Source organism: Erwinia typographi, assembly GCF_000773975.1.
GTDB classification, from domain to species: Bacteria; Pseudomonadota; Gammaproteobacteria; order Enterobacterales; family Enterobacteriaceae; genus Erwinia; species Erwinia typographi.
Window position 1 is genome coordinate 1 of the sequence record NZ_JRUQ01000042.1, and the last position, 14,331, is coordinate 14,331.

At 54.0% G+C, this 14,331-nt stretch carries 13 protein-coding genes; 7 read left to right on the top strand and 6 right to left on the bottom strand.

What is annotated here, in order from left to right; all coding sequences use genetic code 11:
• Window positions 1-54: 54 nt before the first annotated feature.
• Window positions 55-390 carry an anti-adapter protein IraP gene (gene iraP, locus NG99_RS15025; RefSeq protein ID WP_034894558.1) on the bottom strand — a complete coding sequence of 112 codons (336 nt, stop codon included), beginning with the start codon at window positions 388-390 and terminating at the stop codon, window positions 55-57.
• 463 nt (window positions 391-853) lie between these two features.
• On the opposite strand from iraP, the gene NG99_RS15030 reads away from it, so the two are divergent.
• Together NG99_RS15030 and NG99_RS15035 are read left to right on the top strand one after the other, a co-directional pair.
• Window positions 854-1,468, top strand: coding sequence for a hypothetical protein (locus NG99_RS15030; protein WP_034894561.1), 615 nt, complete (start codon window positions 854-856; stop codon window positions 1,466-1,468).
• 170 nt (window positions 1,469-1,638) lie between these two features.
• Window positions 1,639-2,004, top strand: coding sequence for a TonB family protein (locus NG99_RS15035; protein WP_034894631.1), 366 nt, complete (start codon window positions 1,639-1,641; stop codon window positions 2,002-2,004).
• Window positions 2,005-2,170: 166 nt separating this feature from the next.
• Here NG99_RS15035 and NG99_RS15040 read toward each other — a convergent pair whose 3' ends face one another.
• Window positions 2,171-3,115 carry a ketopantoate reductase family protein gene (locus tag NG99_RS15040; RefSeq protein WP_034894564.1) on the bottom strand — a complete coding sequence of 315 codons (945 nt, stop codon included), beginning with the start codon at window positions 3,113-3,115 and terminating at the stop codon, window positions 2,171-2,173.
• A 205-nt stretch (window positions 3,116-3,320) separates the two neighbouring features.
• On the opposite strand from NG99_RS15040, the gene NG99_RS15045 reads away from it, so the two are divergent.
• From NG99_RS15045 to NG99_RS15065, 5 genes are read left to right on the top strand one after another with little or no spacing between them, the layout of a single operon-like run.
• Complete coding sequence (locus tag NG99_RS15045) at window positions 3,321-4,307, top strand: ABC transporter permease (protein WP_034894567.1); 987 nt, start codon at window positions 3,321-3,323, stop codon at window positions 4,305-4,307.
• Window positions 4,304-5,173, top strand: coding sequence for an ABC transporter permease (locus NG99_RS15050; protein ID WP_034894569.1), 870 nt, complete (start codon window positions 4,304-4,306; stop codon window positions 5,171-5,173). Before NG99_RS15045 ends, NG99_RS15050 begins: the two co-directional genes overlap by 4 nt.
• A 4-nt stretch (window positions 5,174-5,177) precedes the next feature.
• Window positions 5,178-6,788 carry a rhodanese-like domain-containing protein gene (locus tag NG99_RS15055; protein WP_052130733.1) on the top strand — a complete coding sequence of 537 codons (1,611 nt, stop codon included), beginning with the start codon at window positions 5,178-5,180 and terminating at the stop codon, window positions 6,786-6,788.
• A complete protein-coding gene (locus NG99_RS15060; RefSeq protein ID WP_034894571.1) occupies window positions 6,785-7,936 on the top strand; it encodes a mandelate racemase/muconate lactonizing enzyme family protein in 1,152 nt (383 codons plus the stop codon). Before NG99_RS15055 ends, NG99_RS15060 begins: the two co-directional genes overlap by 4 nt.
• 20 nt (window positions 7,937-7,956) lie before the next feature.
• Entirely contained in the window at window positions 7,957-9,585 is a 1,629-nt protein-coding gene (locus NG99_RS15065) for an ABC transporter ATP-binding protein (protein WP_034894573.1), read from the top strand.
• A 24-nt stretch (window positions 9,586-9,609) separates the two neighbouring features.
• Here NG99_RS15065 and NG99_RS15070 read toward each other — a convergent pair whose 3' ends face one another.
• The 4 genes from NG99_RS15070 to NG99_RS15085 are packed head-to-tail and all read right to left on the bottom strand — an operon-like array spanning window position 9,610 to window position 14,325.
• Entirely contained in the window at window positions 9,610-10,413 is an 804-nt protein-coding gene (locus NG99_RS15070) for an SDR family oxidoreductase (RefSeq protein ID WP_034894574.1), read from the bottom strand.
• Between the two features lie 12 nt (window positions 10,414-10,425).
• On the bottom strand, window positions 10,426-11,631 hold the full coding sequence (locus NG99_RS15075; protein ID WP_052130734.1) for an SfnB family sulfur acquisition oxidoreductase: 1,206 nt from the start codon (window positions 11,629-11,631) through the stop codon (window positions 10,426-10,428).
• Window positions 11,624-12,973: an LLM class flavin-dependent oxidoreductase gene (locus NG99_RS15080; protein ID WP_034894575.1), complete on the bottom strand. Its 1,350-nt coding sequence runs from the start codon at window positions 12,971-12,973 to the stop codon at window positions 11,624-11,626. Before NG99_RS15080 ends, NG99_RS15075 begins: the two co-directional genes overlap by 8 nt.
• On the bottom strand, window positions 12,970-14,325 hold the full coding sequence (locus NG99_RS15085; protein ID WP_034894576.1) for an LLM class flavin-dependent oxidoreductase: 1,356 nt from the start codon (window positions 14,323-14,325) through the stop codon (window positions 12,970-12,972). The genes NG99_RS15080 and NG99_RS15085 overlap by 4 nt, the downstream gene beginning before the upstream one ends.
• Window positions 14,326-14,331 lie beyond the last annotated feature (6 nt).

The window sequence follows — 14,331 nt, forward strand, 5'->3', positions numbered from 1 at the left end:
AAATCTATGTACAGGCTCGAAAAAATAACATGATGCATTTTTCTTACGCTAGCTTTACTTTCTATCAGGTAAGCTTTCGAAGTTATCTATTGCTTCTTCGCTAATCTCATTTTCAAAATTATTGATTAGCTGAGTCAGTTCCAGCTGTTCCTGGAATTTCGTTAGTAACAGCTCGGCATCTGATTTGATCAGACCATCTGAAGACTCAAGGACCGAGTTTATTGCTTTATTAACACTACCAATCATCGCAGATACGCCACCTTCTTTGCCTGTTGCGAGCATTAGCGCACTGATGAGAAGGGATTGTGTCTCAACTTGGGCCGTCAGTTGTTTTGCTTCCGCGTCCATAACCGACATTTTTGCAAGCATATTGAGTATGACGTTTTTCATAAATGAACCTTAATTCAATAGGTTGATTATCATCCCTGAGCATCTAAACTTAAGGTGTCTTTAGTTTTAGCTGGCGCTAATTCAAAGGAGGTCACAATAAGTTCTCATGTCAGAGAAAAACTATTCCAGATGGTGGGATATTATACCGATCAAAGTCTGCACGGCAATTCTGGCGCGGTGTTGTTGACAGATATTGAACGTTACAACGTTCAGGGGCATGGTGCTCGTCAGATTGGACCGCTGCTGCAAGATTCTACCGGGGTTAACAGCACGGCAAGATAGCTATCTGCGGCAGGGGGAAAACAACCGAGCACGATGAAATATGTCATTAAATAACAATATATTGCAAACTGTTAGTGAAAGTGGGATATCACCGGAAAGGGGGATGAGCGTCACACCAAAGGTTAAGGAAAAAGCTTTCTACTGCTGTACAGTTCCTCTTTATTTCTGAAGAAGCACTTTTATGTCATTGCGAGCAAATATCCTTCTTTTTATATTGTCTTCTGCCATCGTGTCAGCGGCAATGCTGATGTTGTTTGTTGATGTTTTCTGGTTTCATGATGGCGTTAAAGAAACCTCGTTCACAGAGATATCCCAGGAGCTTATCCTGGCCCTGATTGTATCGCTGCATATGTTTATGGCCAGGCGAAGAGACAGCATGTCGCACTGTGGTGTGTTGATCGCCGCCTTCTTCACCTGCATGTTTATTCGTGAAATGGATTTTTTATTTGATGAGTTATCACACGGGTCCTGGGTATGGTTTGCTCTGGGAGTTGCAGTATTGAGCATAGTTTACTGTCTGCTAAAACCCGCTTTGACGGTCAATCAGCTGATAAAAGTTATGAGTTATCCTTCCTTTGGGATGATGCTTTCCGGGATATTATCAATCCTGGTCTTCTCAAGGATATTCGGGATGGGGATACTGTGGGATGGATTGATGATTGATGGATATAATCGTCTGGTCAAAAATATGGTGGAAGAGGGTACTGAGCTTTTTGGTTATACTTTGTGTTTAATATCAACAGTCTGGCATTTGTTCCTGACCAGCAGGCCGTCGCAAAAACCGGATAAACAGTAATCCGAATGATATACAAGTATCCCTCTTCAATAGGCTGAGCCTGAGAACAGTCGTCCACGGCGTTAACCTCTTGAAGAAGACTGTTCTGAGGGTGATAAATATAAAGAAGTGTCGAATAAGCGCGCCTGATGTTTTATAATGAGAATGATTTTCATTATAGGGACGTTGTCATGGTAAAATCTCTGCTTTTTTGGGCTGTATTGCTTATTACGGCTTGCTCAAATCAGACAAATAATCAAAACTCCGCAATTCCCAAACAGCTGATTGTTACCGCTCCTGCCTATCCGGCATATGCCGCAGCTAACAGGATAACCGGGTACGTTAAGTTTGATTATGATGTTGGCGCTGACGGGAAGGTAAGTGAAATGAGAATAATTGACTCCAAGCCTCGGTTCTTATTTGAGGATGCGGTGGTCAAGGCTGTTTCCCAATGGCGGTTTGAGAACAACAAACCCTACCACGGCTTACATAAGAGCGTCTTTTTCAGGATCAACTACGATCCAGGGATGAATAAAATTACCAAAGTCTTACGATAACCCACTTCGGGCGGTTTTAAGCGACCCGCAAGGGGGGAAATCCCTGGAAAATATCGGCGTTACGCCAGAGTGGAAGTCGCCGGATGAGACGGAGGCGTTAGTAAAAGCCACATGGGATGTAAGCAAAGATATTATCAAGCGAGCGCATATCAATACCTTTTAAGCCTTATCTTACTTCGGCTGTTGCCAGTACCCTCTGCTGTAACAGGGGTAGCAGAATATCAAGTAACGGTGTGGCAACCTGGGCTTTACGCGCCAGCGTTTGCAGCCTTTGCAACTGCACGTCGATCTCCATGGGGCGATGCGCCAGCAGGTCCTGTAGCATCGACGGCGCATGCTTCTGGCGGTAAAAACGCGCGAGTAAATGCTCATCGGCCTGATCAATATTCACGCCGTAACCGGCTGCGACTGCTCGCGTCTCGGCCAGCAACTGCAAAAATTGCGTTTTGAGCGCGGGGATCTTCAGCACGTCGCTGGTATAAGAGTGCGTTAGGGTGGTGAGAAGCGAGCTGGCTACGTTAATGCGCAGTTTGTTCCATATCTCAGTACGGATTTCTGTGGTCAGCGTTATCGGCAAAGTAGCCTCCAGCTCAGTCTTAATCTTCTGTAATCGAGGGGTTAAAACATCCGTCCTCTCCCCCAGAAAGAATTTAAGGTGGTTTTGGCTGAGGCGAATGACGCCGGGCCTGATCACCGTTGCTGGACACTGCACCACGCAGCCTATCACCCGCTGCAAGCCAATACTCTCTCTTAAACTCTGGTATTCGCTGCTCTCATCATTGTCGAAATACCACCAGGGAATCCCATTTTGTGCAAACACCACCGGGGTATCTTCGCCAAGAAGAGAGGCCAGGCTGGTCGCTGCTGCGGGCAGGCTATAAGCCTTCAGGGTACAGATCACCAAATCTTGTTGCCCAAGCTGACTGGCATCATCGCTGGCGATGACGTTGACCACAAACTCCTCATCAGGCGTCTGAAACCTCAGCCCGTTGAGCTGAATTGCCGCTAAATGCTGGCCCCTGGCAACCACACTGACTTCAAAACCTGCCCGTGCCAGTAGCGCAGCGAGAGTTCCGCCAACCGCCCCTGCACCAAAAATAGCTATTCGCATGCTTTTCCTTATAGTGAAAGTGAATAAGAGAGCGCCTTGCTAATATAGATATCCTGATAAAAATAACGCCTATCCTGCAATAAATATATGCTTACCTGAATTTATGCATTTAATCTATATATTTCTAATTAAGTACGCTGGATATAACAATAATGTCGTTTTCTTCTGGACTGTAGCAGATATTCTTCCTGTCGGAGGAATTACTATGAACAGTACCATTACCTATGTAAGCTGGCGTGTTCTTCAGGTTGTCCCCACGCTCATTATTATTATTCTTTTAGCATTTGGCTTAATGAAGCTTGCGCCGGGAGATATGGCCGATGTTATCGCTGCGCAATCAGGCGGTGCTTCACCTGAATACATGAATGAAATGCGCCATTTATATGGCCTCGACGTGCCATTATGGCAGCAGTTTGCTAACTACCTGCACTCGCTGTTTACTCTCAATATGGGCTACTCGTTTCTCTACAACGCTCAGGTGTCCGAGCTGATTTTTAGCCGTCTGCCGGCCACGTTATTACTGGCTCTGACGGCTATTCTGTTTGCCCTTATTGTTGGGGTGTTGTTGGGGATTGTGGCCGCCCGTTACCGGGGATCATTTCTGGACGGTTTCATCTCAGTATTCTCAACGATTGGCTTTGCCACTCCGCTTTTTTGGATCGGGCTACTGTTTATCGTGCTCTTCTCACTCGGGTTGGGATGGTTTCCGGTGGGAGGATTCTCTACTGTTGGGGCCGGGCATACCGGACAGTGGGGCTATGTGCTCGACGTACTGCACCATTTAGTTTTACCCGCCTTTTCACTCAGTCTGTTCTTTTTGTCAGTGTATGTCCGCTTAACCCGATCGGCGATGCTTGATGTTTATCATCAGGATTATGTTCGCACCGCGCGGGCAAAAGGATTACGGGAGTGGCGGGTCATCTTCAGTCACATGCTGCGTAACGCTGCGCTACCAATTGTTACCCTGACTGGACTGGAAATCGGTGGCCTGCTGAGTGGTTCGGTGGTCATTGAAACCGTTTTTGGCTGGCCCGGCATTGGTCGGCTGGCTTATGACGCGGTGCTGCAACGCGATATCAATTTACTGCTGGGCATCTTTTTGCTGAGTTCGCTACTGGTGGTGGCGATGAATCTGCTGGTCGATCTGTTGTACGTGGCACTTGACCCACGAATTGGGAGACGTCGTTCATGACTGTCGCTGTTCTTAGTCCGCCGCGCCGCGTGTCAGCCGGTTTGCGACGCCTGAGCCGTTCCCCCTCATTACTCATCGGCTTGCTGTTGCTGGCTGCAATCATTATTTGCGCAATTATCGCTCCCTGGCTTTTTCCCGGCGATCCGCGTGAAATGGTCGGCGCCCCTAACCAGTGGCCCGGTACTGCTGTCGGCTACCCTTTAGGTACCGATATGATGGGCCGTGATGTCATGGCGCAGCTGTTCTATGGCGCTCGCGCATCTCTTTCAATTGGTTTAATCGCAACGGCGTTATCGCTGGTTTCTGGTGTGGCGATCGGCGTGATTGCCGGCTATTTCGCCTCAACCTGGCTTGATGACGTTTTGATGCGCTTCACCGAAGTCTTTCTCACCATGCCTCGCCTGCTTTTTGCCATCGCGATCATTCTGGTGCTGGGGCCAACCCTGCTTAGTTTATCACTGGCATTAGGGGCAACATCCTGGCCTCAAATTGCCCGACTGGTGCGCGCCGAAGCGATGAAAATTCGCGAGCAGGATTTTATTCGCGCGGCTTCAACCATTGGATTGGGCGATTTTCGCATCATCTTCCGTCACGTTCTGCCAAACAGCATCACCCCTGTGATGGTGGCGTCCTCCGTATTGATTGCGCAGATTATCCTGTCTGAAGCTTCTCTCTCTTTTCTCGGTCTGGGCGATCCCAGCCTCGTCTCCTGGGGCGGCATGGTTGGTGCCGGGCGTGAAGTGTTGCGAACCGCATGGTACATGGCCGCGCTGCCGGGCCTGGCGATATTTATTACCGTGATGAGCTTTATGCTGATCGGTAATGGTCTGAACGACATTTTTAACCCACGTTTAGCGGGGAAGTAATGCTATGGCTGAAGCAAAAATTCAGGTAATCGACGTGTTCGCTATCAGAGACGCTTTGCGGGATCGGCGTGAGCTGGCGCTGATTGATGTTCGTGAGCCCGGTGAGTTTGGCGCAGGGCACGCATTGCTGGCGGTTAATCTGCCGCTGAGCGAACTTGAAGTTCGGGTGAGGCAGGCAATCCCCAGGCGTACCACCCGCATTATTGTGCAGGACAGAGAAGGCGGTGAACGAGCGCGTAAGGCCATCCTTCGCCTGAGGCAATCAGGCTACACTAACGTCTATCTGGCGCAGGGTGGGGTAGATGCCTGGCAGAAAGAGGGGCACGCGCTATTTCAGGGCGTCAACGTTCCCAGTAAAGCGTTTTCAGAGTGGGTTGAAGTACAAAAGCACACGCCGGCCATTTCCGCTGAACAAGTGCATTCCTTGCAGCAGGAGGGAAAACCCTTACTTTTGCTTGATGGCCGTACGCCCGAAGAATTTATCCAGCACCATATTCCCGGCGCGATTAACTGCCCCAATGCTGAGCTGGTGGACTGGTTCTCGCGGCAGCAGTTACCTGACAATTTGCCGGTGGTGATCACCTGCGCCGGACGCACGCGCGGGATTATTGGCGCTCAGTCGCTGATCGAAGCGGGGATCAGGCAGCCCGTTGCCGCGCTGGCCGGGGGGACGCAAGCCTGGCGCATTGCCGGGCTGCCGTTGAGTCATGGCGAGCAGGATCATCCGCTGTTTAAGGCCCAGCCAGCGCAGCCCGCTTTCCCGGAACATTACGCGGTATCTGTTGCCACCATTACCCATGCGCAGCTGGAGCAGCGGCGAGCAGATGAACAGCAAACCACCTATCTGTTTGACGTGCGTACACGAGAAGAGTATCAGGCTGGCACGCTGTCGGATGCTCAATGGCTGCCCGGTGGTCAACTGATTCAGACTATCGATGAATATGCCGCCACGCGTGGCGCGCTTATCGTATTGTTCGATCCAACGGGGTCGCGAGCCCTGGTTACGGCAAGATGGCTGTATCAACTTGGCTGGTCCGTGAGCGTCTTGCCGGATGATGAGGCCCTCCGTCAGCCTCAACCGAAGCAGCCCGAGCTTAGCGAACTGTTCCCAGGCGTCACAACGCTTTCTCCCGCAGATGCTTACGCCCGGTTAACCAACGATGTGCAATTACTCAGCGCCGATCGCAGCAAACAGCATCTGCAAAATCATGTTGCAGGCGCACGCTGGGTAAACCGTGCACGCCTGCAAAAGCTGACCGAAGAGCTCAATGTGGATAAACCAGTTTGGATCTTTGCTGCGCAAACTGCTCTGGCCTGGGCGATTGCCTGGGATCTTCGTACCGACTTTGGCATCAATGCGCAGGTCATAACCGGTGATGTCGCTGCATGGCAGAGTGCAGGGTGGTCGCTGACGCAGGACGAGGCACTCAGCGACAAAGAGCGTATCGATTTCCTGTTCTGGCTGCACGACCGCCACAGCGGCAACTTACAGGCCTCGCGTGATTACCTTGCCTGGGAAGCCAGCCTGCCAGACCTCGTCGAGCGTGAAGGGCTGCACGGTTTTCGTCGACTCCAGGATGAGCGCCACCCAACTAAAGAGGGGATCGGCGTATGAGAACGGCAATCCCTCCGGGCTCATCACCACCGCGTGGAGTCATCCGCGAGGTCGAGCTTTGGCCGCTGCGTATTCCGTTAAAAAGCCCTCTCCAGATAGCGGTGGGAAAACAGCGGCAGAGCATTGAGGTGGTTATCGTCCGCCTGCATACCGAAGAGGGCGTATCTGGGCTGGGCGAGACCCAGGCCTGGCAGCGACAGGGAAGTAATGAAACGCTGGCAGGATTGGTGGATGTGCTGAAAAACCAGCTTATTCCTCAGCTGATTGGGCGGTCTGTTTTTGACATTGCGCAGATCGCCCAGCAGTTTGACGCGTTAATTTATGGTCGACTGTCCGCTAAAGCCGCCCTGTTAGATGCCTTATACGACGCGCAAGCTAGGTTGCTCAATGTCCCTGTATGGCAGCTTTTAGGTGGACGCGCGCGCGACAGCATTGAAACCGGCGCGGTGCTGACTATTGCACAACCCTCCGAGGCCGTAGAGCAGGCGCAATCCTTCTACCAGCAGGGCTATCGCCATTTCAGCGTGAAGGTGGGCAAGGACATCCGCAGGGATATTCAGACTCTTGCCGCAATACGCTATGAACTGGGCGATGAGATTCGACTGCTGGTGGATGCCAATGCCGCCCTCGAATTTGACGATGCGCTGCGGCTGCTGAAGGGCATTGAGCCATTCAACGTTGAAGCTGCTGAGCAACCGCTTGCCGCGCACGATCTCAGAGGATTAGCAGAGTTAGCGTCCCGCACGCCCGTCCCTTTAATTCTGGATGAAAGCATCACCACCCAGGCTGACTTGCTGAATATCATCCCACAACGGATTGCTCACGCGCTTCATACCAAAACGGCCAAAAACGGCGGCGTCTGGCACATTCGTCCGCTATGGCAACTGGCGCATGCCGCCGGTTGGCGGGTAAGGCCCGGAAATCATCCTGCCACCTCGCTGGCAACGTTGTCAGTCGCACACCTTGCCACAGCCTGGCCCCATAGCCTTATCCCTTCACCGTTTACTCAGAGCGTGACCCACGATCTTGAGGGCGATGTGGTGACTGAACCGCTAAAAGTCGATCGGGCCCACCTGACGGTCAGCGATAAGCCTGGCTGGGGTGTTGAGCTGGACATTAAGCAACTTGCCCGCTGGCTGGCAGGCTAAATTTTTCCCGGGAGAACAGCATGAGCTTATTAACGGTACGAGATCTGCGTATTGGATTTGGCGATAAACCGCTGGTGCAGGGCGTTTCCTTTCAACTTAAGCCTCATGAGAAAGTGGCGCTGGTAGGTGAGTCAGGCTCCGGGAAAAGCATCACGGCGATGAGCCTGCTGCACCTTCTGCCCGGTGCGCAGATTTCCGGTGAGGCGATATTTGAGGAGCAAAATTTACTTACCCTGAACCAGGCGCGGATCAGAGAGATCAGCGGCCGGGATATTGCCATGATCTTTCAGGAGCCGATGACCGCCCTCAATCCACTGAAAACCGTGGGGGAGCAGGTCGCGGAAATTTACCGCATTCATCGCAATTATAGTCACCGCGAGGCCTGGCAGCATGCCATTGACCGCCTTCATGAGACCGGTATCCCAGAGGTAGAGCAGCGCGCGCATGCCTATCCACATCAACTTTCAGGTGGGCAGCGTCAGCGTGTGATGATCGCGATGGCGCTGGCGGGCGAACCCAAACTTTTGCTGGCCGATGAACCGACAACGGCGCTGGACGTGACGCTGAGGCTGCAAATTCTCGAGCTTCTGAGCCAGTTGCAACAGCGCAACGGGATGTCGGTGCTGTTGATCACTCACGATCTTCATCTGGTCCGTCGTTTCGCCGACCGGGTATTGGTGATGGAAAAAGGCGTGCTGGTGGAGGATGCGCCTACTGAACGGTTGTTTAACGCCCCTGCGCATCACTATACCCGCAAACTCCTTTCAAGCCGACCAGAACGCCGGGTTGAAGCCGTACCCGCCGATGAAAACGAGACGCCGCGACTGCGTGCCGAGCAGGTGCAAATCTGCTATCCGCGTATCAGCCGGGGCCTTCGTCAATGGTTTCGCCCTGGCTGGCATCAGGCGGTCAACAATGCCAGCCTGGAGCTGAAACGCGGTCAGACCGTGGGCATTATTGGTGAATCTGGATCGGGTAAAACCTCGCTGGCGAATGCCGTATTAGGGCTGGTCAAGCATCTCGGCGTGCTGGAAGTGGATGGCGTGTCGTGGCAGCAGGCGCTCAACACCAGCAGGCACGACCGCAAGTCTCAACGCCGTAAAATACAGGCAGTCTTTCAGGACCCCTATTCGTCTTTGTCGCCACGATTGACCATCGAGCAGATCATCGGCGAAGGATTGCAGTTTCATCAGCCGCATCTGTCAGCTGCCGAGCGTCGTCAGCGTATCTCATCGCTGCTGGCTGAAGTGGGGCTGCACCCTCAGCAGTTTCCCGATTTGTTGCAGCGTCATCCGCACGAGTTTTCTGGCGGTCAGCGCCAGCGTATTGCCATTGCGCGCGCGCTGATTGTGGAACCGGACATCTTAGTGCTGGATGAGCCGACCAGCGCGCTGGACGTTACAGTACAGAAGCAGGTGGTGGAATTACTGCAACAGATCCAGCGCGAGCGGGGCTTAAGTTATTTGATTATTACCCATGATGTCGTGGTGGTGGCCGCGATGGCCCATCATGTGCTGGTGATGAAAGAGGGGGAGGTGGTGGAGGCGGGGGAGGCCGTTACTCTCCTGTCGACGCCGCAGCATCCTTATACTCAGGCGTTAATTGAAGCGGCTCAGGACGTGCCGCTTCAGGCTTTACCCGCCGCCTGAATGAGGGCGGCCAGAGGGGGAGTCTTAGAGTATTGCCTTCTGCCCGCCATCAACGGTCAGCAGCGCACCCACGATATAACTGGCGCGCCGACTGGCTAAAAACAGCACGGCGTCAGCAATCTCTTCCGGTTGCCCAAAGCGTCCCAGCGGCAACTCTGCTTCCATTTTTGCCAGCGCCTGCTCCGTCGTCAGCGCCAGACGTTTCGCCTCATGCTCGACCGAGCGATGAATACGTTCAGTGAGGGTAAAGCCCGGATTCACCGCATTAAGACGGATGCCATAGCGGGCATAGTGTTGCGCCAGGGCGAGGGTGGATAATAGCAGCGCCGCGTTAGCGGCACCGCCAGCCGCATGTGACGGATTGGGTATCCTGCCGCCGGTGCCGACAATGTTCACAATCGCCCCACGCTGACCAAAACTGTCGGTTTTCTTTTTTCGCCATCTCGCCAGCATCGCATCCTGGGTATGGATATAGGTAAAATATTTCGCATCCATAGCGGCGCGCCAGGCTTCACTATTCAGTTCTTCTGGCGCGCGTCGTTGCGCATCCCCGGCGCTGTTGACCAGAATATCAATTTCCCCAAACCGCTCCGCTACCTGATTAACCACGTCGGTTGCCTGATTGGCGTCTCGCAGATCGGCCGATAAAGTAATCACGCGATCTGCTGGCTGCGCCAGGCTCTCTTCCGCCGCACGGAGGTTGTGTTCATTACGCGAGACAATGGCAACCCTTGCCCCTTCTGCGAGGAAACGTTGCACCACCGCTAAACCGATGCCTTTACTGCCGCCAGTCACAAGAACGACTTTGTTGCGTAATTCTAATTCCATGCTGTTCGGACCTCAGATTTTGGTATTGATGGGCGGCAGTGTGCCATTCAGATAGAAATCGCCGACCGCGCGGGCTTTATAGGAAACAGGATCGTGAGTGGTATGCGTGCGCGCATTACGCCAGTGACGATCCAGATTTATCGCCTGGGTGGTCGCCGAGGCTCCTCCGAGGCGGAACAGCTTTTCGCTTACCCACAGTGAGGCTTCGGTAGTGGCGTATTTGGCTTCCGCGATAGCAATCGATGCTTCGGCTAACAGGCGATCGGCTTCGCCGGCATTTTCATAGCTCGCCTGTAATGCCCGATCTAAAAGACGAGCGCCACGTTCCAACAGCGCATCCGCTCCGTGAGTCTGTATCGCCATTTCACCGACGGTGTGCAGCACGTAGGGGTCCTGCGTTGCGTCTGCCACGCCGCTTTCACGCAGTACTCGCGCATGCTCGCGACCATACGCGCAGGCATCCTCCAGCGCAGCTTGAGCAATACCGGCATCAATGGCGCAGTGGAGCAACTGGGCAAACGCGCCTTCATGGGTGCGGCGCTGACCAAACGCTGGCACGGGCAGTATTTCATCCTCGTCTATCACCACATCCTGATATTCGGTGGTGCCGCTGGCGGTGGTGCGTTGGCCCATACCATCCCAGTCGTTATGCACCGTGACGCCGGCACGATCCTGAGGTACGAAGATGGCTGCACGACCGCCATCAGGATGTAATGCCGTGACGAGGATAATGGTCGAGAACAGGCTGCCAGTGCTGTAGGCCTTACGCCCATTCAGTCGCCAGCCCTGTCCGCTGCGTTGCAACGTCGTACTGACATCGCCAATAAAATTGCCGCCTTTCTCTGCGGCCGCATTACTCATTAATCCTCCGCTCAGCGTATGGGCGAAGTAGCTCTGTTTCTGGCTTTCGCGACCATAGAGACGGAGTTTTTCAAGATTGGTGAACTGTGGGGCGACGGCTTGCGCAATGTTAGGATCGCCAGCCGCCAGCGTGCGTAGCACCTGACTGAAGGTCAGTATATCGATTTCAGCGCCGCCATATTCACGCGGTACGCGCAGTGCGAGCAATCCACTCTGCTTAAGCCGTTCAATTTCTTCATAAGGTAGCTCACGCGAGCGGTCGCGCTGACTGCTGCCCGCGGCGAACTGTTCACGAAAGGCATCAGCGGCCTTCAGCGCCTGCGCGGCGTTCAATATGGGAACGGAAGCGTTAGCCATTTTTTTCTACCTCATATTTTGTTGCGGCGTAACGGCTGGCAGGGCGCTGGAATCCCATGCGCTCGCGTAAGGTATCGCCGTGGTAAGCCGTACGATACAGACCGCGACGCTGCAATTCTGGCACCACCAGATCCACAAAATCTATCAACCCGCCAGGCAACCAGCCCGGCATAATATTAAAACCATCCGCCCCTTCTTCCTGAAACCAACTCGCCATAAAATCTGCGATATCAGCGGGCGTTCCCACCAGTAAAGGATGGCCGCGCGCCACGCCGACCTGCTGATAAAGCTGGCGAATGGTCAGATTATCGCGACGGGCGATATCAATCAGTAATTGAGCCCGACTGGTATATTCCCGACCCGGCGGCAGCGTTGGCAACGGACCATCCAGCTCATAACCTGCCAGGCTAACGCCGCCGAGATGGTGTTCAAGCTGTGCCAGCCCAACCTCTGGATGGAGCAGAGACTGTAACTGCTCAAACTTCTCTTTGGCCTCGCTGCGGGTGGGGGCGACGACCGGGAATAAGCCGGGCAGAATACGAAGGTCATCGCGTTGACGGCCCGCTTTTTCAGCCAGTCCTTTAATTTCACGATAAAAATGCTGCGCGTCGGCAAGCGTGGTTTGCGCGGTATAGATCACTTCGCCATATTTCGCGCCAAGCTCAATTCCCTGCACGGACGATCCCGCCTGCACCAGCAGTGGATAGCCCTGAGGCACGCGCGACACGGTAAGCGGACCGCGAACGTTGAAGAATTCACCCTGGTGATTGAGGGCATGAAGTCGCTGCGGTGGGAAATAGAGCCCTTCCTGCTGGTCGGCTATCAGCGCATCGTCATCCCAGCTGTCCCACAATCCGCGGACTACTTCTACAAACTCTTCCGCACGGCGATAGCGCGTCTCCGGAGGAGGAATGTTGGCGAGAGAAAAATTGTCGGCCTCGGCCTGGCTGGATGAGGTGACAATATTCCAACCGGCGCGGCCGTTGCTCAGATGGTCCAGCGACGCGAATTTGCGCGCTAAATGCCATGGCTCATTGAAGGTGGTGGACGCGGTGGCAATCAGACCAATATGTTGAGTCAGCGGAGCGAGGGCGGAAAGCAAGGTCAGCGGTTCAAGATGAGCTTTGGGCGTGCGCCCCAGCCGTTCAGCCGCCCGATCCCGAACGGCCAGCCCATCGGCCAGAAAAAACAGGTCGAACAGTCCCCGCTCGGCAATTTCAATCAGTTTGCGATAGTGCTCAAAGCGCATCGGCGCTTGCGGATCGACGTCGGGGTGTCGCCACCCCGCGAGATGACGTCCGGTGGTTTCAACAAACACGCCTAAATGCAGGGTTCGGCTCATTTCACCGCTCCACTTGCTGCATAACGGCTCGCTGGCTGACGCAATCCCAGATGATCGCGTAAGGTGCTGCCGGAGTAGGCTGTGCGGAACAAACCGCGCTTTTGTAACACCGGGACGACCTGCGTGATAAATTCATCCAGCCCGCCGGGCAACCATGGCGCCATAATGTTGAAACCATCCGCTGCGCCTTCCCTGAACCAGCTTTCAAGAATATCGGCTATCTCCTCAGCGGTGCCAAACACCGACCAGTGTCCGCGCGTGCCGTTAACGTGCCAGTAAAGCTGGCGGATAGTCAGGTTTTCACGCCGGGCAAAGGCTATCAGTAGCGCCTGACGACTTTGGTTGCCCTGCGTTAACGGCAGATCGGGCACCGGATCGTCCGGGGAATAGCCGGAGAGATCGAAGCCGCCGAGATGACGGGCCAGAACCGCCCAGCCAATTTCAGGATTGATCAGCTCTTGTAACTGCTCGAACTTTTCACGCGCGTGTTCAGCGCTTTCACCCACTACCGGGAATATCCCCGGCATGATTTTCAGGCTGTCGGGCGTGCGGCCCCACTCAGCCAGCTGTGATTTCACCTCGCGGTAAAATTTCTGCGCTTCACCAGCATCACGTTGGGCCGTAAAAATCACTTCCGCATGGCGAGCGGCGAGCGTCTGGCCGTCCGCAGAAGAACCTGCCTGAACAATCACCGGTTGCCCCTGTGGCGAACGCGAAATGGTTAAAGGGCCGCGAACCTGGAAGAATTCGCCCTGATGATCGAGAATATGTAGCCGTTCAGGATCAAAGAATCGCCCCTGTTCACGATCGTCCAGCAGGGCATCGCCGTCCCAGCTGTCCCACAAACCTTTAACTACCTCGACAAACTCCTGCGCACGTCGGTAGCGCAAGCCATGCTCCATCACTTCGCTGCGGTTAAAGTTTTTCGCTTCCCCGCCGGTCCAACTGGTCACAACATTCCAGCCCGCGCGACCTTTGCTGAGGTGATCGAGCGAAGCGTATTTACGGGCGACGTTAAAAGGCTCGTTATAGCTGGTGGAGGCCGTCGCAATCAGGCCAATTTTTGAGGTCGTCACCGCTAAGGCCGCAAGCAGCGTTAGCGGCTCAAAATTGACGGTGCGGGATGTCCGCCCCAGAGACTCATCCTCTTCATACTGAAACGTCATCTGGTCGCCGAGGAAAATCATATCGAATTTGGCCTCTTCCGCTCGCCTGGCAAGATAATGGAAGTGGTCAAAATTCATTCCTGCGCCAACGGGAGCATCGGGATGGCGCCAGGCGGCAATATGATGCCCGGCATCTTGTAAGAACGCCCCGAGATGCATCTGGGCGTTTGGCTTATTGCTCATCATGGCTCT